This is a genomic window from Ensifer sp. SSB1 (genome assembly GCF_016652895.1).
Lineage (GTDB): Bacteria > Pseudomonadota > Alphaproteobacteria > Rhizobiales > Rhizobiaceae > Ensifer.
Genome location: NZ_JAEPRP010000134.1, coordinates 1 through 20,336, shown reverse-complemented (window position 1 = coordinate 20,336; position 20,336 = coordinate 1). Strand labels below are relative to the sequence as shown.

Here is a 20,336-nt window from a genome sequence, read left to right as displayed (position 1 = left end):
CCTGGTGGCCGACCTGAAGGCGCTCTCGGACATTCGTGCCGGCATCGACAAGCAGCGGGAAGACCTGACCGCGGCAATGACGGCCAATGTCGAAGAAGAACGCCGCATGTCGATGCTGGTCGCCGAAAAGGAGAAGCTGCGCCAGTCGAGCGCCAGCGAGCTCGCCGCCGAACAGCGCAAGGCCCAGGAGCTGGCCAGCCAGGCCACCAATCTCCAGGGACTGATCGGCTCGCTCGAAAGCCAGATTTCCTCTGTTCGCGAGGCCGCCGAAGCGGCACGCGCCCAGGAGGAGGAGCGCCGACGCATGAGCGATGCCGAGCGTGAGGCGGCACGCGAATTGGCCCGCAACGCGGTGCCCGACAAAAACCGCATTGCCCCCGCATATGTGTTTTCGGAGCTGAGGAACAAGCTTGCCTATCCTGCCGCGGGATCGCTGCTACGCAAGTTCGGCGATGCGGACGGCACGGGGCATTCGCTGCAAGGGATCATGTTGGAAACCAATCCCGGCGCGCTGGTGACTGCGCCGTCAGATGGCTGGATCGTCTATGCAGGCAATTTCCGCAGTTATGGGCAGATGATCATTCTCAACCCGGGTGACGGCTACCACGTCGTACTGGCGGGCATGGAGAAGGTGAGCGTACAGCCCGGACAGTTTGTCGTGGCCGGCGAGCCGCTGGCGACGATGGGGGCGAAAAGAGTGGCGAGCGCTGCGGCCTTGGCGCTGGAAACGGACCGGCCGACGCTTTACATTGAATTCCGGAAAGACGGGAAACCGGTTGATTCCCGACCGTGGTGGACCGCAGCAGAGGTTGGAAAGGCGCGAAATGATACGTAGGGCTTCACTTGTTCTGGTCGGGGCGCTGATGGGCGCGACCGCGATGGGCGTGGTTTATTCGGCTGTCGTTCCGGCCGTCGCTGCCAACACCTCGACCTATCGCGAACTGGCAATTTTTGGCGACGTATTCGAACGCGTACGCGCGCAATACGTGACACCGCCGCAGGATGACAAGCTGATCGAGAATGCCATCAACGGCATGCTCTCGTCGCTTGATCCGCATTCGAGCTACATGAACTCGGCCGACGCCGAGGACATGCGTACCCAGACCCGCGGTGAATTCGGCGGTCTCGGCATCGAAGTCACGATGGAAGACGATCTCGTCAAGGTCACGAGCCCGATCGATGATACGCCCGCTGCGCGCGCTGGCGTGCTTGCCGGCGACTTCATTTCGAAGATCGACGGTGCAGACGTTCGCGGCTTGAAGCTTGAAGACGCCGTTGAAAAGATGCGTGGCGCTGTCGGCACTCCGATCAAGCTGACGATCCTGCGCAAGGGCGCGGACAAGCCGATCGAACTGACGATCGTTCGCGACGTCATTGCCGTTCGCGCCGTCAAGTTCCGCACCGAAGGCGACGTCGGCTACCTGCGCGTCATTTCCTTCACGGAGAAGACCTACGACGACCTGAAGAAGGGCATCGAGAAGATCAAGGCGGACGTGCCGGCCGACAAGCTCAAGGGCTATGTGCTCGACCTACGCCTCAACCCGGGTGGCCTGCTCGACCAGGCGATCAACGTCTCCGACGCCTTCCTGGAGCGCGGCGAGGTCGTTTCGACCCGTGGCCGCAACCCGGACGAAACCCGCCGCTTCAACGCGACGCCGGGCGACCTGACCGACGGCAAGCCGGTGATCGTGCTCATCAACGGCGGTTCGGCCTCCGCTTCGGAAATCGTCGCGGGCGCCCTGCAGGACCTGAAGCGTGCGACCGTGCTCGGCACGCGCTCCTTCGGCAAGGGTTCGGTCCAGACGATCATCCCGCTCGGCGAAGCCGGTGCGCTGCGTCTGACGACTGCGCTCTATTACACGCCGTCGGGCAAATCGATCCAGGGCACAGGCATCACGCCGGACATCAAGGTCGAACAGCCGCTGCCGCCGGAACTGCTCGGCAAGGTCGAGGCTCAGGGCGAGTCCGATCTGCGTGGCCACATCCAGGGCCAGAGCGAGACCGAAGAAGGTTCGGGCTCGGTCGCCTATGTGCCGCCGGAACCCAAGGACGACCTGCAGCTCAACTACGCGCTCGACCTCTTGCGCGGCAAGAAGTCGGATCCGTCCTTCCCGGCCAGTCCGGAACAGGCGCAGCTGAAGAAGTAAGCCTGAGACGATATTCAATCGAGAACGCCGCGTGTTCGAAAGACCACGCGGCGTTCTGCATTTTGGGAGGGCGCGCCCCGCCAGGGCAGATGCACTGGTCAACGCAGCACAGCTAAATTATAGGGGTACAGGCGCTGCCGCGGCACTGATTCTCAGGCCACCGGTGCGCTGAGGGAGGAACAGGCGAAGCGTCTCAACGCCGCCTCGCTCGAGAGCGCCGTGCGTCCTGTCAGGTGCGCAAAGGGCGCTGCAGCATTTTGAATTGCTGCACGTTTTGTCCTTTGATCGACTGTGATCGAAGGCAGGCATGCAGAAGCGGCAACATCGCACAGATCGACCGAGGCTCCGTTTGGGAACTGATCTCAATGCCCCCCTGGGCCAGAACCGGCGGGTAAGGCCAGCGGCGAAGCGCAATCCCCGACGTCTGCTCGGGTTCTCTCTTCTTGGCCTTTGTATAGCGTCAGTGGTCGGACTGTCATTGTGGGGCAGCCTTGCGCCGGACGGGCTGAGGCGCGGCCAGACCGAAACGGCGATGACCGAAAGCGCCAAGGGCACCGGCGAGAAACCATCGAAGGCGGCAAACAGCCAGTCAGGCGCCGGCGGAACGATGAAGCCGGGAACCGCCTATTCCGGCGCCGACGTCGAGCACACGCTCACCGACGACGGCTCCACCGTTACGACGTTTTCGCCGCGCAGCCGCGACGGCAAGGGCCCTGCTCTCATCAATGTCGGCCCGGTCCGTGGCCAGGATCCGCGTATGGCCGCGATGCCCAATGACGACCTCCTCGAGGACAATCCAGCCGGACGTCTGCCGATCATCGGTCCGGACGGGCTGCGCCCGATGGATCAATATGCACGCCCCTGGTCCGGCGCGCGCGGCACGCGCATCGCGCTCATCGTCGGCGGTCTTGGCCTCAGCCAGACCGGAACGCAGAAGGCGATCCGCGACCTGCCAGGCGAAGTGACGCTGGGATTTGCCACAGCTGGAAACAGCCTGCAGCGCTGGATGCAGGAGGCGCGCCGAAGCGGCCACGAGATCCTGCTGCAGCTCCCGATGGAACCGTTCGACTATCCGGCCAACGATCCCGGTCCCAATGCCTTGCGTATCGGCCTCGGTGAGAAGAAGAACCTTGCGGAATTGCATCGCAACCTCGCCGAGATTACCAACTACACCGGCGTCATGAATTATCTCGGCGGCCGTTTCCTGTCCGATGCCGATGCGCTGGAGCCGGTCATGCGCGATCTCGGCAAGCGCGGCCTGCTTTTCCTCGACGACGGCACGTCGGCGCAATCGCTCTCGGGTAAGCTCGCCGATGCCTTCGATGTGCCGCATGGTTTTGCCGACCTGACGCTCGACACCGAACTCAGCCGCGGTGCGATCCTGCGCAAGCTCGATGAGCTGGAGCGCATTGCGCGGCGCAACGGCACCGCCATCGGCGTCGCCTCCGCCTTCGACGAAAGCGTCAGCGCGATAGCCTCCTGGATCGGCGAAGCACAGGGACGCGGCATCGAGTTCGTCGGCGTGTCCGCGCTCGTCAAGGATCCGCAACAGAACTAGCGTACACGCGACCCGATCGGAATGCATGGATATGGAAGGAAGAGGCAGCCGATGAGCAAGGACAAGAAATTGAAGGCGGAAGACCTGCCTTACCGCCCCTGCGTCGGCGTCATGGTGCTGAACCGCGCCGGCCTCGTCTGGGCCGGCCACCGGATCGCCGTCGGCAATTCCGAATATGACGGTTCGCCGCAGCAGTGGCAGATGCCGCAGGGTGGCATCGACAAGGGTGAAGACCCGCTGAAGGCGGCCTATCGCGAACTTTACGAGGAGACTGGAATGCGCTCGGTCTCGCTGCTGGCGGAAGCGCCGGGCTGGATCAATTACGACCTGCCGACGCATCTGATCGGCATTGGCCTCAAGGGCAAGTTTCGCGGCCAGACGCAGCGCTGGTATGCCTTCCGTTTCGAGGGCGACGAGAACGAAATCGCCATCAACCCGCCACCCGGCGGCCACGAACCGGAGTTCGACGCCTGGGACTGGAAGCCGATGCGTGATCTGCCGGAGATGATCGTGCCGTTCAAGCGCAAGGTCTACGAGGAAGTCGTCACGGCCTTCGCGCATCTCGCGCCGTAAGCCAGCCCTCGGATGAAGATACAAAAAGGCCGGCGAAGTCGCCGGCCTTTCTTTTTGGCATTTGGGCCGAGCTTAGTCGGCTTCGGCCTCGTTGGCCGGGGCAGCGTTGAGCTGGCCGTATTTCTCTTCACCGATCTTGTCGAGCAGCTCGAGCTGGGTTTCGAGGAAGTCGATATGGCCTTCCTCGTCAGCAAGCAGTTCTTCGAAGAGCTTCATGGAGACATAGTCTCCGGCGGCGTGACAGATGTCGCGCGACTTCTTGTAGGCGGTGCGGGCGTCGTATTCGCCGGCAAGGTCGGCCTTCAGCACTTCCTTGACGTTCTGGCCGATACGCAGCGGCGCGACCGTCTGCAGGTTGGGATGGCCTTCAAGGAAGATGATGCGCGCGACGAGCTTGTCCGCATGCTGCATCTCCTCGATGGATTCCGCGCGCTCCTTCTTGGCGAGAAGCGTGTAACCCCAGTCTTCGAGGAGGCGGTAATGCAACCAGTACTGGTTGACGGCACCGAGTTCGAGATAGAGCGCTTCGTTAAGCTGCTCGATGACCTTTTTGTCGCCTTTCAAGATCCGCCCTCCGGTTGTCTTCGTGGAATTGTCTAAGGCGGGTCATGAAATCAAATATCTCAGCGTCCGTCGAGTCGCGGTGCGCGTGATATTGCTCGGTGGTGCGAATGATGATGTCGACGACATTGGGGAAGCAGCCGCAGCAGCGACCGCGCTTTTCCATCGCGTGATAGACTTTCGCCGGCACGATCAGCTGCCAACAGTCGTCGTTGAGGAGACCGATGATCGTGTCCTCGATCTCTTTTTCCGTGATGAAATTGCAGCTGCAAACCAGCATGTCGTCTCGCCTGTCGTACGCAACGCCCTGTGTCAGCGCATAAAGCAAAACAGGACATTTAGTGTCAACTAAAAACTCCGCGAGTGGAAGTTGCAGGTTGATTAGAACGACTCTAAACTTGACAAAAAGCTTCGTCTTTTCAAAATTTTAGAGAAATATGAAAGACTATTCTTGCAGACCTAAGGTCGATCGCGCCGCAGGTCGCCTGCGACATTTTTACACACATCAATGGCTCCCTCCATCAAACACTGCCAGGAAGAGCCCCCAACGGCAGTCTCGCCGAATGGTCCGGTAAACCGTTCCGGGCGTCACGCAAGATGAACGGCTCATTCACCGCAAGGCCCACCGGGCCGCCCTTTGAGGCGGCGCGGGGGGCTCTGCCATCAATGGAAATTGCGTCCCTTCGGCATCACGTCCACCACCTCGGCCGTCGCCTGCTGTGGCCCCCGGCCACCGGAATCCCCGGTCACCGGCAGGCACAGATTGCCCTGCGCCTTCTTCTCGCGCGCGTCGCCGGTCGGTCTCAGCGCTTCATCGGCGCGGTCGCTGCCCCCGAACCGCCGGGCTTCCTTGCGCAACAGTCCCAGCATCGGCGTGATGTCCTCGATGTGTTCGGCGACCACATGGATGACGCTGCTTTCGCGCTGCAGCCGGCCGCGGATCTTGACGAGGCGTGCACCCATGACCACCGGGCGATAGGTCGTAAACACTTTTGGCCAGACGATCGCATTGGCGACACCAGTCTCGTCCTCGATCGTCATGAAGATGACGCCCTTGGCCGAGCCTGGACGCTGGCGAACGAGCACCAGCCCGGCGACCGTTATCCGCCGCCCGACCGGAGCAGTCGCAAGCGTGCGGCTGGTGACGATGCCCTGCGCGGCAAGTGTGTCTCTGAGGAAGGAGACCGGATGCGCCTTCAGCGAGAAAGAGAGATAACGATAGTCGTTGATCACCTGCTCGCCCGCCAGCATCTCCGGCAGAACCATCGCCGGCTCCGGCCGCAACTCCTCTCTCGCAGCACCCTCGAAGAGCGGCAGCCGCTCGGCCGCACTCTTTTCATCCAGAGCCTTCACCGCCCAAAGCGCCTTGCGACGATCGAGCCCGATCGAGCGGAAGGCATCGGCATCGGCGAGCCGCTCGAGCGCTGAACGGGAGAGGCCGGAGCGTAACCAGAGATCACGAACCGACCCGTAACCGGCGCCCCTATTGGCGACGAGTTTATCTTCAAGCTCCTTTTGGTTCAGCCCCTTGATCGAATTGAAACCGAGGCGCATCGCCTTCGTCGTCCTGATCACGTCCTCCATCTCGCGGTGGCGCGGCTCGATGGCGTTGCGATCCAGGCCACCCGCTTCGAGATCGGCATCCCAGACCGAGTGGTTGATGTCGACGGGCAGCACCCGGACCCCATGCTCCCGCGCGTCCCGCACCAATTGCCCGGGCGCGTAAAAACCCATCGGCTGTGAGTTCAGGAGCGCCGCGCAGAAGACATCGGGATAATAGGTTTTCAGCCAGCAGGAGACATAGACGAGCAGCGCGAAGGACGCCGCGTGGCTTTCCGGAAAGCCATATTCGCCAAAACCTTCGATCTGCTTGAAGCAACGCTCGGCGAAATCGCGCGGATAGTTGTTCTTGACCATGCCTTCGATCATCTTCTCGTGGAAGGTATGGATGGTGCCGGTGCGCTTGAAGGTCGCCATCGCCCGCCGCAACTGGTCGGCCTCACTGGGCGAAAAACCGGCGGCAGTGATGGCAATCTGCATCGCCTGCTCCTGAAAGAGCGGCACGCCGAGCGTCCGTTCCAGAACGACCTCTAATTCAGGGCTCGGATATTCGATAGGTATCCCAAGAGCATGCTGCTCCCGCCGTTTCAGATAGGGATGCACCATGTTGCCCTGGATCGGCCCCGGCCGGACGATCGCCACCTCGATGACGAGATCATAGAATTTCCTGGGCTTCAGCCGCGGCAGCATGCTCATCTGCGCCCGACTCTCGATCTGGAAGACGCCGATCGTATCGGCCCGGCAGATCATGTCGTAGACGGCGTCCTGATGATCCTTGAAGAGCTGGTGCAGGTTTTTCCGCTCATTGTAATGCCGGTCGAGAAGCGCGAAGGCTCGGGCGATGCAGGTGAGCATGCCGAGCGCCAGCACGTCGATCTTCAGGATCTTCAGCGTGTCGAGGTCGTCCTTGTCCCACTCGATCATGAAGCGGTCGGGCATCGCCGTGTTCATGATCGGCACCACCTCGTCGAGCCGGTCGCGGGTCATGACGAAGCCGCCGACATGCTGGGAAAGATGGCGCGGGAAACTCATCAGCTCGCTGGCATAATCGAGCACCTTCACGGTCGTCGGGTCCTTCGTGTCGAGACCGGCGGCCTGCGCCTCGCGTTCCGAGAGATCGGCGACCGACCAGCCCCAGACCGAGCCGGCAAGCGCCGATTGTACGTCTTCTGAGAACCCGAAAGCCTTGGCGGTCTCGCGACCGGCGGAACGCGCCCGGTAGCTGATGACGGCGGCCGTCAGCCCCGCATGTTCCTTGCCATAGGTCTCATAAATATGCTGGATGACTCTCTCCCGCTTCTCGTGCTCGAAATCGACGTCGATATCCGGCGGCTCGTCCCGTTCGGTCGAGAGGAAGCGATCGAAAAGCAGGGTGGTCGAAAGCGGGTCGACTTCGGTAATCCTCAGGCAGTAACAGACGGTGGAATTCGCCGCCGAACCGCGGCCCTGGCACAGGATTTCGGCGCCACGCGCAAACTGCATGATGTTGCGCACCGTCAGGAAGTAGGGCTCGTAACGTTTGCCGGCGATCAGCTCGAGCTCATACTCGATCTGCGTCGAAACCTTCTCAGGAATCTCACCGGAATACCGTTCGCGCGCGCCCTCCATCGTCAGCCGCCGCAGCGTCTGTGTCGGTGTTTCGCCAGGAATGCTCTCATCCGGATATTGATATTCGAGGTCCGACAGCGAGAACTTCAGACGCCCAAAGAAATGCCCGGTATTGGCGATCGCTTCCGGATAATCGCGGAAGATGCGCGCCATTTCGGCGGGCGTCTTCAGATGTCGTTCGGCATTGGCGTGCAACCGATAGCCGGCGGCAGCGATCGTCACATGCTCGCGGATGGCGGTGACGACATCGGCAAGCGGTCGCCGGTCAGCGGCATGAAACAACGGGCTGTTGGTGGCGACGAGCCTGACTGACGCATGGCGGGCAATGGTCGCAAGCCCGGCAAAGGCAAACTGGTCGAAGCCGTCATAACGCGGCACCAGCGCCAGATAGAGCCGGTTGGCGAAATGCGGTTTCAACCGCTTGAGGAAATCGGCAAGCAGGGTTGCCTCCGGCGCGCCGATCACCGGGCCGGGCAGCACCGCAAGCAAGAGATCCTCGCCCCATTCGATGAGATCGGTCTCGTAGAGCGTGCAGGTGCCTTTCTTGGCGCGCAGGTTTCCGGCACTCAGCATCCGGCAGAGATTGCCCCAGCCGCGGCGATTTAAGGGATAGGCGAGCACGTCAGGCAGGTCTTCGGCAAAGGAGAGCCGCGCGCCTGGCTGGAAGGCATATTTCTCCACCTTGGCCTGCGCATGCGCGCGCACCACGCCGGCGACGGTATTGCGATCGGCAATGCCGAGGCCGCCAATGCCGAGGCGGCTTGCCGCAACAACCATCTCGCCCGGATGGGAAGCGCCTTCGAGGAAGGAAAAGTTCGACCAGGCGCCGATCTCGAAATAGGGCACAGCGTTACTCATGCGAAGACTCCATGCATGAACCAGCGCGGCGGAGCGCTCGCGCCATAATGGCCCTCGCGAAACAGCCAGAACCGCCGACCGCTATCGTCTTCCACCCGGAAATAATCGCGCTCCAGCGCCGGCTCACCATCAAGCCACCATTCGCCGGCAATCCGCTCAGGCCCTTCGGCTCGCGCAATACGGTGCAGCGTGCGCCGCCAGCGAAATCTTCTCGTCGGCCCCTCCGGCACCTCGGCGACCGCCTCCACCGGCTCGGGGCTTGGAAAGAGCCGTTGCGGCCGGGCCGCCGCGGCAAGCAGGGGCGCCGGGATGTTTGCGGCCGGCTCCCCGGCCTTGCTGATCAGCGCCATGTCCGTAAGCGGGCGGAAGGTCGCTGCCCGCTCCGGAACATGGCTTTCCGAGAGAGCTGGCACCATGAGGCTCTCCGCTCCGAAGCGCGCCATGACCCGATCGGCGAAGGCCGCAAGCGGGCGCTCGCGATCCGGCGTGCCGGAAAAATCTTCCTGCATCACCTCGTATTTTTCGCTCTTCGGCACCGAGAGCCTCAAGATTTCGAAGCCGAAGCCGGCATCGAGATCCTCATGCACCGCCTGCAGGCGCTCGCGGAAAAGACCGGCGACGCGCCGCGGTTCGTTGAGCGGCGAAGATGTGCCGGCGGCGATGCGGAAGACCGCGCCATCGACACGGAAGAGCAGCAGTTCGAACAGGCGCCCGCCCTCCCCGCGCTTTTCCAGTTCCGGTTTCAGCCGCAGCGCCAGCTCTTCCGTCAGGCCCAAAATATCGTCTTCGCCCTGGACCGGTTCGCCGAGCCGCCGCTCTGCCGAAAGGGCCGCGACGGGCAGCCGTGGCGATAGCGGTTCGTCCTCCCGCCCCAGCGCCTGATCGAGGCGCAGAAGCAGGGTTGCACCGAACCGGCGGGCAAGCGGCGCGCGCGGTGCCTCAATGATGTCGCCGATCTGCTTGAGCCCGACCCGGCCAAGCGTTTCGATCGTTTCCTGCGGCAACCGAAGAGCCGCCATCGGCAGTGGTGCCAGCGCCCGCGCCGCCTCGTCCTCGGCAAGGATATCGTCTGAGCCGAAACGCGCCACCGCCCAGGAGAGCCCAGCGGACGAGGAGATCGCCGCCCGGGCCTCGACGCCCAGATGAAAAAGGCGCGCGAGCAGATCGTCGAGCAGCGCCTTTTCCCCGCCGAGAAGATGAGCGCAACCGGTGATGTCGAGAAAGAGGCCACTGTCGCCATCGAGCGCGACGAGCGGCGTATAGCGGCTGCACCAGTCCGCAAGGCCTGCAAGCAGCGCCCGGTCGGCGGCGGGATCGGCCGGCAGCACGTCGATCTCGGGACACATGGCCCGAGCTTCGGCAACGCCCTGACCAATGTGAAATCCACGTTTCTCGGCGTAACCCTCAAGCGCGACGAGGCGCATCGCGCTCTTCACCTTGTCGGCGAAGACGACGGGCGGATGTTCAGGACGCCCGCGGGAAAGCCACGAGTTCCCCCAACGCTTGCGCGCGACCCGATCGGCCGGAAGATGCGGAAAGGCGAGCGACAGAATGCGCTGGTTCTGGATCTGCCGCAGCAGCGGCTGGTAGGGGCTCGACGGGGTAAAGGCGGCGGTCATGGGGGTTCCACTCCAGGAAGAAGCCGAGCGGCGCAGGAGCCCTGCTCTTCTCGGCAATGACATGAAAGACGGGATGGCCGATGCTGCCGCGAAGCATCGATCCATCCGGTAGGGCGCGCTCGCGCGCCGGGGCCGGCTCGACGAGGAAGCGGAAGAAGGCGCTGCTGGCCTCCTCGTGTCCGGACTGGCGCAGAAGCAGAAGGGGGATATGGCCCGCTCGTGAGCGGACATGCAGGCGCCGACTTTCGCTAAGCGCCAGGGCTGCAGGATTGCCGCGAATTTCAAGGATCACGGCACAGAAGGTCGGGACGGAAAGCGCGGCTTCAGCGATCCAGAGCGCATCCTTCACCGTACGAGGCAGGCTGAAGACGAGGCCGCGGACATCGAGGCCGAAAGCCTTGAGACCCAGCCCGTAGGGCATGCCCGCTTCGTTGGAAGCCATTGCCTGGCTGATCCAGAGTACGGGCGCCACCGACTCGCCCTTTTCCAGGCGCGCCTGCTGACAGAGCACGCTAAGTGCGGCAGCAAACCCGGCGGCAGCACCGGCATCACGCGTTTCGGCATTGCGGATTTCCGTCATGCCTTCGAGCGGCAGACCGCCTTCGAGAAGCGCGTCTAGATCCCGAACGCCAAGCGCCAGCACCTTGCGCCCCGGCTCATCTTCCTCACGTTGACGGAAGCCGCCGGGATCGGCCGCCTTGGCGGCGCGCACGACGCCCGGAAGCCGACGGTTTTCGATCCTGGCTATGGTTTCTCGGAGCGAAAGTACCGTCTCCCGCTCCACGGCTTTGTCGGCCATGACGGTCAACTCCCATCAGAATGTTCATGTTATGTTCTATTAGATTCCAGAGCTTCCTAAATGAGTCAACAGCCAATTCTAAGAATTTATTCCTGTCCCTGTGGTCAAGGAATTCAACACTCGAAAAACAAAGGCAAAATCGCTATATGGAGGGCAACAAGGAGTGCCTATGGCCCGCATTGACCAGACCGATGATTGGCGGGAACGCCACGCACCGACGCTCACCACCTTCGAACAGCTCGCGCTGGAAGCCTACGGCCATCTGCCGCAGGAGTTCCGCCAGCTGACGACCGACCTCATCATCGAAGTCGCCGACTTCCCGAGCGACGACGTTTTCGAGGATATGGCGCTTGAAACGCCCTTCGACCTGCTCGGCCTCTTCGAAGGCCGCGGCATCGGCGAACGCTTCACCATGGAAACCGGCCAGTTCCCCAATCGGATCACGCTTTATCGCCGCCCGATCATCGACTATTGGGCCGAGAACGAAGAGACGCTGGGCGATATCATCACCCATGTGCTGATCCACGAGATTGGCCACCATTTCGGCCTTTCCGACGACGACATGGAACGGATCGAGGCCAGCGTCGAGCACATCGGCGGCTGACACTTCATTTGCCTATCATCCGCGGTGAGGGCTACCCCTCATCCGCGCGGTGAGGAAGCCCCTCATCCGCCTGCCGGCACCTTCTCCCCGCAGGCGGGGCGAAGGAAAACCGTGGCACCCGCTCGCATTCATACCCAATTCCAGAAACGGGCTTCACGTGCCGACTATTCGCGATGACCAAGCGTCAGTCGCGTCCCCTCGCCCCGCTTGCGGGGAGAGGGCTAGGGTGAGGGGCTAAACTTGTTCTTCCGACTACTGTTCCGACAGCTTGGTATCCGGGGTGTAATCCTTGCCCTCGACCTCTTTGACAACTGCCTGGCCGCACTGCATGTGCTGCGTATCCGCATTGAAGGCATAGGTGGGTGAGCCGTGCAGGCTCCAGCCCTGGTTCAGCGCCGCCGTTATCTTGTGGCAGAAGGAGGCGTCGTCGGGACCGGTCAGGAAGCGGTAGAGTTTCAAGATCTTGTCTTTCGTTGTTCGATGAGGTCCGCCTTGGCGGCGAGTGTCGCGGCCTGGTCGAGGTGCAGCCGCTCGACCATCCGCCCGTTGAGATTGATGACACCCTTGCCAGCGTTTTCCGGAAGCGCAAAGGCGGCGATGATCGCGCGCGCCTCGTCGACGGCAACCTGCTCCACGCCGAAGCGCTCGTTCGCCGGGCCGATCTGGGTGGGATGGATCAGCATTTTGCCGTCATAGCCCATGTCGCGGCCCTGCCGGCATTCCTCGTCGAAGCCCGCCGCATCACGGAAATCGTTGAACACGGCGTCGATGACATCGAGGCCGCCGCCGCGTGCGGCCAACAGGATCTGCATCAGCCAGGAAATCAGATAGGGGCGACCAGGGCGATCCGGCACGCCGGTCTCCTTGCGCAGGTCGTTGAGGCCGACGACGAAACAATCGAGCCTGCCGCTGAAGGTGCGGCCGGCCTCGGCGATTGCCGGCGCGTTGATCACCCCACGCGGCGTTTCGATCATCGCCCAGAGACGCAACGTTTCCGGCGCGTCGTTCTCGTCGAGCCAGTCGGCCGCCGCCTGAATATCCGCCGGGCTTTCGACCTTCGGCAGGAGAATGGCATCGGGATTGGCCGCTAGCGCTGCGGCGAGATCGTGCTGACCGAAATCGGAGCCAATCGCATTGATGCGGATGACGATTTCGCAGTCCGGCCGGCTCGCCGTCAGATACTGCACCAGCGCCTCGCGCGCTTCCACCTTGCGCTCGGGCGCAACCGCATCCTCAAGATCGAAGATCGCGGCATCAGTTGCGAGTTCAGCGACCTTGGCGAGCGCGCGGGCATTGTCGGCCGGCACCGAAAGCACCGAGCGGCGCAGACGCACGGGGTGATGTTCGATCGATTTGTTCATGTTTCAGTTGTGCCCGCCTTTGCCGCGTTCCGCAAGACGAGGCGAACCGCCGCACCCCTTTCGCAAAGCGCGCCTCTTGCAAGTCCGAAGGCGAGCCCCCACATCGCCCTCAGAAAGGTGACGATTATGCAAAGCATTCGCTCTGTTCTCTTTACGGCCGCAGCCCTGACCATCACGTTCGCGGCCTTTGTGCTCACCGCCTCGCTGGCGCTGGCACTTGCCGGCATCGCCGCCGTCGTCGTGGTCGGCAGCGCCATTGCCACACGGCTGAATTTCAGGCCAGCCCGCGCCACGGCGCGTCCGGCTGCCGCAGGCCCCGCCCATGGCCACGGCCAGCGCGAGATGCGCATCTGGAATGACGGTCGCGGTACGATCATCGACCTCTGATCCCCAGGTCATCGGGATCGATCCCCGGGCGTCGGAATCGATCCCCAGCGGTCATCCGCAATCGGGCCGATCAATGATCGGCTCGAACCCTGTTGGCGCCCTTCAAAAACCGTCATTCAGCGGGCTGCAAATTTTTTTCGATCCCATGTCGGATCGGACATTCCATCTTCGTCCTTGAGACAGGCCAGCACGGTCCTGGCTCTTCGAAACAGGATGGAGAACGACATGGATACCCAGACGCAGCAAACTGAAACGAAGCAGCCGGCACCGGTCCTGAACGGCCTTCTGCCCTATCTTCAGGTCGATGGCGCCGCCAAGGCGTCGGAATTCTACCAGCGCGCCTTCGGTGGTGAAGAAGTGGGCCGGCACCCGCTCGACGAGCAGGGCCGGACGATGCACATCCATCTCTACATCAATGGCAGTTCGCTAATGCTGGCGGATGCCTATCCGGAATACGGCCACCCTCTGGAAAAACCCCAGGCCTTCACCCTGACGCTGACCGTCGACGACATCGATGCCTGGTGGGACCGCGCTGTTGCCGCCGGCGCAGAGGTCGTGATGCCGATCGAGGTGATGTTCTGGGGCGATCGCTACGGCCAGCTCCGCGATCCCTTCGGCGTCCTCTGGGCCATGAACAGCCCGGTGAAGGCAGGCTAAGTCCCTGCAGACAATCGAAATCCGGACGAAGCTCTCGCCGGGCGGGCATTTTCACCCACCCGGCGACGCCTATTTGAACAGATTTTCCTTCATTTCGGCGCAAAACTCATCTAAACGCTAGCGCAACATTCTTCTGAAATCGAAGGCCTGAAGTTATGGAAAAATTCGTCAAGCTCACCGGTGTCGCCGCCCCCCTCCCCGTCGTCAACATCGACACGGACATGATCATTCCGAAGGATTACCTGAAGACGATCAAGCGCACCGGCCTTGGCAAGGGCCTCTTCGCCGAAGCCCGCTACAACGAAGACGGCTCGGTCAACCCGGATTTCGTGCTCAACAAGCCGGCCTACCAGAACGCCAGCATTCTCGTTGCCGGCGATAACTTCGGCTGCGGCTCCTCGCGCGAGCATGCTCCGTGGGCGCTGCTCGACTTCGGCATCCGCTGCGTGATCTCCACGTCCTTTGCCGACATCTTCTACAACAACTGTTTCAAGAACGGCATTCTGCCGATCGTCGTCAGCCAGGCTGACCTCGACAAGCTGATGGACGACGCTTCGCGCGGCTCCAACGCCATCCTCTCGATCGACCTGGAATCCCAGGAAATCACCGGTCCGGACGGCGGCTCGGTCAAGTTCGAGGTTGATGCGTTCAAGCGCCACTGCCTGCTGAACGGTCTCGACGACATCGGCCTGACGCTGGAAAAGGCAACCGCCATCGACAGCTTCGAAAAGACGGTCGGCGCCGCGCGCCCCTGGGCTTAAAACGAAGATATGGCGCGCAAGCTCATCTCCTCGGGTTCGCCCTTCGAAAAGACGGCAGGCTATTCGCGTGCCGTCGCCATGGGCGACTGGTGCTTCGTCTCCGGCACGACCGGCTATGACTACGCCACCATGACCATGCCCGAGACGGTGGAAGAGCAGGCGCGTAATTGCCTGAAGACGATCGAGGGCGCGCTGAAGGAAGCGGGATTCTCGACGAAGGACGTGGTGCGCAACCACTATTACGTCACCGATGCCAGCTTCGCCGACCGGGTGTTCCCGATCTTCGGCGAAGTCTTCGGTGAGATCCGCCCGGCCGCAACCATGGTCGTCTGCGACCTGATCCGCCCGGAAATGCTGATCGAGATCGAGGTCACCGCGCTTCGCGGCTGACCCCTTGATCGCGCCCACCCTCAAAACGATTCCGATTTAAGCCATTATGCGATAGTCCATAGGGCATGACTTCGCCTGACTTACGATGAACCGGAAGACGCCCATGCAATTTCAAGGCACCGCCGACTATATCGCCGACAAGGATCTGATGATCGCCGTCAACGCCGCGATCCGGCTGGAGCGGCCGCTGCTGGTCAAGGGCGAGCCCGGCACCGGCAAGACCGAACTTGCCCGACAGATCGCCGCAGCCCTTGGCCTCGAACTCATCGAATGGAGCGTCAAGTCGACCACCAAGGCGCAGCAGGGCCTTTACGAATACGACGCGGTGTCACGGCTGCGCGACAGCCAGCTCGGCGACGAGCGCGTCAACGAGGTCCGCAACTACATCCGCAAGGGCAAGCTCTGGCAGGCCTTCGAGGCCGATCACCGCGTGGTGCTTCTGATCGACGAGATCGACAAGGCCGACATCGAGTTTCCGAACGACCTCTTGCAGGAACTCGACCGTATGGAATTCCATGTCTACGAGACCGGCGAGATGATCGGCGCCCGCCACCGCCCGATCGTCATCATCACCTCCAACAACGAGAAGGAACTGCCGGACGCGTTTCTGCGCCGCTGCTTCTTCCACTATATCCGCTTCCCCGATGCAGACACGCTCGCCCGCATCGTCGAGGTCCACTATCCCGGCATCCGCAAGACGCTGCTTTCAGCAGCGCTTGCCGCCTTCTACGACATACGCCAGGTGCCGGGCCTGAAGAAGAAGCCGTCGACATCAGAAGCGCTCGACTGGATCCGCCTGCTCGTCGCCGACGAAGTCGATCCGGCAGATCTCCGAGCCGACGCCAAGACCATGCTGCCGAAGCTGCACGGCGCACTTCTGAAGAACGAGCAAGACGTACACCTCTTCGAGCGCCTCGCCTTCATGGCGCGGCGCGACGGATGACCCCGGACGCCCACAAGGTCCTGATCTACGCCACCTGGCGCGACCGATTGTTGGTCTTCGACGAGCCGGACTTTCCCGAGATCGCGCTGCAGGTGCCTGGCGGCACGATGGAGCCGGACGAGAGCCCAGAGGCCGCGGCAGTGAGAGAATTTATCGAGGAGACGGGGCTGACGCCGTCGGAAACGCTCGCCCATCTCGACACGCAGGACTACCACTACCCGAAGGACGGCAGGACGATCTGCCATCGGCGGCACTACTTTCACGTCGCGCTCGCCGGCGAGCAGCGCCAGACTTGGGTGCATCAGGAAATGACGCCTTATGGCGGCGGTGACCCGATCCGCTTTCGCTTCTTCTGGCTCGGCCTGGATGAGGCTGAGCGCCGGCTAGGTTATGGAATGCGGGATGCTCTAAGCCTGCTGCAGACTAGCCCCTCTCCTCGGGTTAAACCCGAGGACTAACCTTCTCCCCACAAGCGGAAAGAGGGGACGAGGACGACGAGTAAGCCCCCAAGCCGAGACGGGCCGGCAGCGAACCCGGCGATCAAGATAGGCCGAACGGCCGCTAAGCTTGACTGGCGGAACGATCGGGTTCGGCAAGGCCCCTTCTCCCCGCCCGCGGGGAGAAGGTCGCGGCAGCGGGATGAGGGCCGTCGCCCCCAACGCGAATCGTTTTTCTTGACCCCCGCATCCCACTCGCGCTATCAAATTCTCCGTGGTGATTTGGCCGGCCGGCTTGCAGCCACGTTAAACAAGTCGCTAAAGGGCCGAGGAAAGTTGGATTTCCGAGGACCGGTCGCGATCAATCGCCGCCGGTTTTTTTGTATTGATCGAGTGGAAGCCCATGCCCATCAAGATTCCCGATACGCTGCCCGCTTTCGAAACCCTCGTGCATGAGGGTGTGCGGGTGATGACCGAGACTGTGGCGATCCGACAGGACATCCGCCCGCTCCAGATCGGGCTCCTGAACCTCATGCCGAACAAGATCAAGACCGAGATCCAGATGGCACGCCTGATCGGCGCCTCGCCGCTGCAGGTGGAACTGTCGCTGGTGCGCATCGGCGCCCACCGGGCGAAGAACACCTCGGAAGATCACCTGCTTTCGTTCTACGAAACCTGGGACGAGGTGAAGGGGCGCAAGTTCGACGGCTTCATCATCACCGGCGCGCCGGTCGAGACGCTCGAATACGAAGACGTCACCTATTGGGACGAATTGAAGCGTATCCTCGACTGGACGGAGACCAACGTCCATTCGACCCTCAACGTTTGCTGGGGCGCGATGGCGGCGATCTACCATTTCCACGACGTGCCGAAATATCCGCTGAACGAGAAGGCCTTCGGCGTCTACCGCCACCAGAACCTCAACCGCTCCTCGGTCTATCTCAACGGCTTCTCCGACGATTTCGCCGTCCCCGTCTCGCGCTGGACCGAGGTCCGCCGCGCCGACATCGACAAGGTGCCGAGCCTCGAAATCCTGATGGAATCGAAGGAGATGGGCGTCTGCCTCGTACACGAGAAGAAGGGCAACCGGCTCTACATGTTCAACCACGTGGAGTATGATTCGACCTCGCTGTCGGACGAATACTTCCGCGACGTGGATGCGGGCGTGCCGATCAAGATGCCGCACGACTATTTCCCGCATAATGACTCGACCCTGCCGCCGCAGAACCGCTGGCGCAGCCATGCGCATCTGTTCTTCGGCAACTGGATCAACGAGATGTACCAGACGACGCCCTATGATCTCGCGGAGATCGGCACCGGAAAACGCTGAGGTCAGATGTTCATCCCCTTCTTCCTCGAACTGAAGGCAGCGAAGGTCCCGGTCACGCTCCGGGAATTCCTGTCGCTGATCGAGGGGATGGAGGCGGGCATCGCCACCTTCGACGTCGAGGCCTTCTACTATCTGGCGCGTACGGCACTGGTGAAGGACGAGCGCCATATCGACCGCTTCGACCGGGTGTTCCAACATTGCTTTTCCGGCCTTGAAGCCGTCAACCCGATGGAGGCGGGCGAAGAGGCTGTCATCCCCGAGGACTGGCTGCGCAAGCTCGCAGAGAAGCATCTGAGCGAGGAAGAAAAACGCCTGATCGAGGCGCTTGGCGGCTTCGACAAGCTGATGGAGACCTTGCGCCAGCGGCTGCAGGAGCAAAAGGGCCGCCACCAGGGCGGCTCGAAATGGATTGGCACCGCCGGCACCTCGCCCTTCGGCGCCTATGGCTACAATCCTGAGGGCGTCAGAATCGGCCAGGACCAGTCGCGCCACCGCCGCGCCGTCAAGGTCTGGGACCGGCGCGAGTTCAAGGACTACGACGACACGGTCGAGCTTGGCACCCGCAACATCAAGGTCGCACTGAAGCGCCTCAGGCGCTGGGTGCGCCAGGGTGCCGCCGACGAGCTCGACCTCAACGGCACGATCCGTTCCACCGCCGAACACGGCTATCTCGACGTCGTGACTCGCCCCGAACGCCGCAATGCCGTGAAGCTCCTGATGTTCTTCGATATCGGCGGCTCGATGGACGATCACATCCGCATTGTCGAGGAACTGTTCTCGGCGGCCCGCGGCGAGTTCCGGCACATGGAGCACTTCTACTTCCACAACTGCGTCTACGAGGGCCTGTGGAAGGACAACCGCCGCCGCCGTATCGACATCACCCGCACCACCGAAGTGCTGCGCACCTATGGCGGCGACTACCGCGCCATCTTCGTCGGCGACGCCTCGATGAGCCCCTATGAGATCAGCCATCCCGGCGGCTCGGTCGAGCACTGGAACGACGAGGCCGGCGCGCTCTGGCTATCGCGTCTGACGGCACATTTCCCGCGCTCGATCTGGATCAATCCCGTGTCCGAACAGCACTGGGGCTACACCCAGTCGATCGGCATGGTGAAGAGCCTGTTCGAAGGACGAATGTTTCCCTTGACTCTCGCCGGCCTGCAGGACGCCACCAAGCAGCTATCGCGCTGAATTCACCCTGAAAAATCCAAGGCGTCGCGCGTACCTCACGATCCGCCAGCGCGCCGTGGCATTCTGGATGGCCGCAGGTTTTTGCCCTTAAGTCGGTGACGATTTAAGGCCTCATATAGTAAGATTTTTGGTTGCCGCGCCCTTTGAAATGACGCAGGTTGCTGCGATCGCGAAGAGGGGAGTAAGCGGTGAACATGCATCAGAACACGGAAATCTTCGGCCACCTGCCATCCGGCGAGCCGGTCCATCGTGTGGTGCTCTCCGGTGGCGGGCTCACCGCCCATGTGCTCACCTGGGGCTCGGTGATCCAGGATCTCCGCCTGGAAGGCCACGAGCCCCCGCTGGTGCTCGGTTTCACCGATCTCGAAAGCTACCTCGCCCACTCGCCCTATCTCGGCGCCACGCCCGGGCGCTGCGCAAACCGCATCGGAAACGGACGTTTCACGCTCGATGGCGAGACCTACCAGCTCGAACTGAACGAGAAGGGCGTCACGCACCTGCACGGCGGCAGCGACAACATTGGTAAGCGCAACTGGACGATCACCCGCCAGACGCCCGACAGCGTCACGCTCGCCATTACCGACACGGACGGCCGCGCCGGCTATCCCGGCAATTGCAAGGTCACCTGCACCTACGCGCTGAAGCCCGGCGGCGTCTTGAGCGTCGTCTACGAGACCGAGACCGACCGGGCGACGCTCGCCAATGTCTGCCAGCACAGCTACTTCAATCTCGACGGCAGCGCCGACGCGCTCGGCCACGACATCATGATCGCCGCCGATCATTACCTGCCGACCACCGAACGCCAGGTGCCGACGGGCGAGATCCGCGCGGTCGAGGGCACCGCCTTCGACCTCAGGGAAATGACGCCGCTTCGCCGCCAGACCGAAGGTGATTGCATCGCCTACGACCACAATTTCTGCCTTTCGAGCGAACCCATGGCGAAACACTCGGTGGCGTTTGCCCGCAGCATCAATTCCGGCGTGACGCTCGAA

At 62.4% G+C, this 20,336-nt stretch carries 22 protein-coding genes and 1 riboswitch; of the genes, 15 read left to right on the top strand and 7 right to left on the bottom strand.

The features are described from left to right. The 4 genes from I8N66_RS26845 to I8N66_RS26830 all read left to right on the top strand — a co-directional run. On the top strand, positions 1–835 hold an 835-nt coding region (locus tag I8N66_RS26845), incomplete at its 5' end, for a peptidoglycan DD-metalloendopeptidase family protein (protein ID WP_291160328.1). Next, positions 825–2,147: a S41 family peptidase gene (locus I8N66_RS26840; protein WP_113535304.1), complete on the top strand. Its 1,323-nt coding sequence runs from the start codon at positions 825–827 to the stop codon at positions 2,145–2,147. The genes I8N66_RS26845 and I8N66_RS26840, both read left to right, overlap by 11 nt. Before the next feature lie 349 nt (positions 2,148–2,496). Beyond that, positions 2,497–3,705: a divergent polysaccharide deacetylase family protein gene (locus tag I8N66_RS26835; RefSeq protein ID WP_291160322.1), complete on the top strand. Its 1,209-nt coding sequence runs from the start codon at positions 2,497–2,499 to the stop codon at positions 3,703–3,705. Between the two features lie 51 nt (positions 3,706–3,756). Continuing rightward, on the top strand, positions 3,757–4,278 hold the full coding sequence (locus I8N66_RS26830; RefSeq protein WP_113535306.1) for an RNA pyrophosphohydrolase: 522 nt from the start codon (positions 3,757–3,759) through the stop codon (positions 4,276–4,278). Between the two features lie 72 nt (positions 4,279–4,350). On the opposite strand, the gene bfr is transcribed toward I8N66_RS26830, so the two are convergent. Together bfr and I8N66_RS26820 are read right to left on the bottom strand one after the other, a co-directional pair. Then, positions 4,351–4,842 carry a bacterioferritin gene (gene bfr / locus I8N66_RS26825; RefSeq protein WP_034802698.1) on the bottom strand — a complete coding sequence of 164 codons (492 nt, stop codon included), beginning with the start codon at positions 4,840–4,842 and terminating at the stop codon, positions 4,351–4,353. Further along, a complete protein-coding gene (locus tag I8N66_RS26820; RefSeq protein WP_291160339.1) occupies positions 4,808–5,065 on the bottom strand; it encodes a (2Fe-2S)-binding protein in 258 nt (85 codons plus the stop codon). The genes bfr and I8N66_RS26820 overlap by 35 nt, the downstream gene beginning before the upstream one ends. Between I8N66_RS26820 and I8N66_RS26815 the strand changes: the two genes are divergently transcribed. Further along, a complete protein-coding gene (locus I8N66_RS26815; RefSeq protein WP_291160336.1) occupies positions 4,967–5,191 on the top strand; it encodes a hypothetical protein in 225 nt (74 codons plus the stop codon). The two genes, I8N66_RS26820 and I8N66_RS26815, sit on opposite strands and share 99 nt — an antisense overlap. Positions 5,192–5,502: 311 nt before the next feature. On the opposite strand, the gene I8N66_RS26810 is transcribed toward I8N66_RS26815, so the two are convergent. Genes I8N66_RS26810 through I8N66_RS26800 form a run of 3 tightly spaced genes read right to left on the bottom strand, consistent with a single transcriptional unit; the run spans position 5,503 to position 11,283 of the window. Continuing rightward, positions 5,503–8,865: an error-prone DNA polymerase gene (locus I8N66_RS26810; protein ID WP_291160317.1), complete on the bottom strand. Its 3,363-nt coding sequence runs from the start codon at positions 8,863–8,865 to the stop codon at positions 5,503–5,505. Then, positions 8,862–10,415 carry a DNA polymerase Y family protein gene (locus I8N66_RS26805; protein WP_291160333.1) on the bottom strand — a complete coding sequence of 518 codons (1,554 nt, stop codon included), beginning with the start codon at positions 10,413–10,415 and terminating at the stop codon, positions 8,862–8,864. Before I8N66_RS26805 ends, I8N66_RS26810 begins: the two co-directional genes overlap by 4 nt. Continuing rightward, complete coding sequence (locus I8N66_RS26800) at positions 10,330–11,283, bottom strand: hypothetical protein (RefSeq protein WP_291160314.1); 954 nt, start codon at positions 11,281–11,283, stop codon at positions 10,330–10,332. The genes I8N66_RS26805 and I8N66_RS26800 overlap by 86 nt, the downstream gene beginning before the upstream one ends. Before the next feature lie 169 nt (positions 11,284–11,452). On the opposite strand from I8N66_RS26800, the gene I8N66_RS26795 reads away from it, so the two are divergent. Then, positions 11,453–11,887, top strand: coding sequence for a metallopeptidase family protein (locus I8N66_RS26795; RefSeq protein WP_113535310.1), 435 nt, complete (start codon positions 11,453–11,455; stop codon positions 11,885–11,887). 252 nt (positions 11,888–12,139) lie between these two features. On the opposite strand, the gene I8N66_RS26790 is transcribed toward I8N66_RS26795, so the two are convergent. Both I8N66_RS26790 and I8N66_RS26785 read right to left on the bottom strand, forming a co-directional pair. After that, complete coding sequence (locus tag I8N66_RS26790; RefSeq protein WP_291160310.1) at positions 12,140–12,346, bottom strand: DUF1737 domain-containing protein; 207 nt, start codon at positions 12,344–12,346, stop codon at positions 12,140–12,142. Beyond that, on the bottom strand, positions 12,343–13,248 hold the full coding sequence (locus I8N66_RS26785; RefSeq protein WP_291160307.1) for a CoA ester lyase: 906 nt from the start codon (positions 13,246–13,248) through the stop codon (positions 12,343–12,345). The genes I8N66_RS26790 and I8N66_RS26785 overlap by 4 nt, the downstream gene beginning before the upstream one ends. Positions 13,249–13,374: 126 nt before the next feature. On the opposite strand from I8N66_RS26785, the gene I8N66_RS26780 reads away from it, so the two are divergent. The 9 genes from I8N66_RS26780 to I8N66_RS26740 form a co-directional block, all read left to right on the top strand. Further along, a complete protein-coding gene (locus I8N66_RS26780) occupies positions 13,375–13,635 on the top strand; it encodes a hypothetical protein (protein WP_291160304.1) in 261 nt (86 codons plus the stop codon). Between the two features lie 225 nt (positions 13,636–13,860). Continuing rightward, positions 13,861–14,292 (top strand): glyoxalase/bleomycin resistance/extradiol dioxygenase family protein, encoded by a 432-nt coding sequence (locus I8N66_RS26775; protein WP_113535314.1) that lies wholly within the window; start codon positions 13,861–13,863, stop codon positions 14,290–14,292. A 155-nt stretch (positions 14,293–14,447) separates the two neighbouring features. Continuing rightward, on the top strand, positions 14,448–15,053 hold the full coding sequence (gene leuD / locus I8N66_RS26770; RefSeq protein ID WP_291160301.1) for a 3-isopropylmalate dehydratase small subunit: 606 nt from the start codon (positions 14,448–14,450) through the stop codon (positions 15,051–15,053). Positions 15,054–15,062: 9 nt separating this feature from the next. Continuing rightward, positions 15,063–15,443, top strand: coding sequence for a RidA family protein (locus I8N66_RS26765; RefSeq protein WP_291160298.1), 381 nt, complete (start codon positions 15,063–15,065; stop codon positions 15,441–15,443). A gap of 103 nt (positions 15,444–15,546) precedes the next feature. Further along, positions 15,547–16,386, top strand: a complete 840-nt coding sequence (locus I8N66_RS26760; RefSeq protein ID WP_291160295.1) for a MoxR family ATPase — start codon at positions 15,547–15,549, stop codon at positions 16,384–16,386. Beyond that, the gene (locus I8N66_RS26755) at positions 16,383–16,844 is read left to right on the top strand and encodes an NUDIX domain-containing protein (protein WP_291160292.1); all 462 of its coding nucleotides are present in this window, start codon (positions 16,383–16,385) and stop codon (positions 16,842–16,844) included. Before I8N66_RS26760 ends, I8N66_RS26755 begins: the two co-directional genes overlap by 4 nt. 243 nt (positions 16,845–17,087) lie before the next feature. Then, positions 17,088–17,165: riboswitch (SAM riboswitch) on the top strand. A 61-nt stretch (positions 17,166–17,226) separates the two neighbouring features. Next, positions 17,227–18,153 (top strand): homoserine O-succinyltransferase, encoded by a 927-nt coding sequence (gene metA / locus I8N66_RS26750; protein WP_223725835.1) that lies wholly within the window; start codon positions 17,227–17,229, stop codon positions 18,151–18,153. A 6-nt stretch (positions 18,154–18,159) separates the two neighbouring features. Further along, entirely contained in the window at positions 18,160–19,344 is a 1,185-nt protein-coding gene (locus tag I8N66_RS26745; protein WP_291160287.1) for a VWA domain-containing protein, read from the top strand. Positions 19,345–19,538: 194 nt separating this feature from the next. Then, positions 19,539–20,336, top strand: a 798-nt coding sequence (locus I8N66_RS26740) for an aldose epimerase family protein (protein ID WP_291160330.1), incomplete at its 3' end; no start/stop codon positions are given.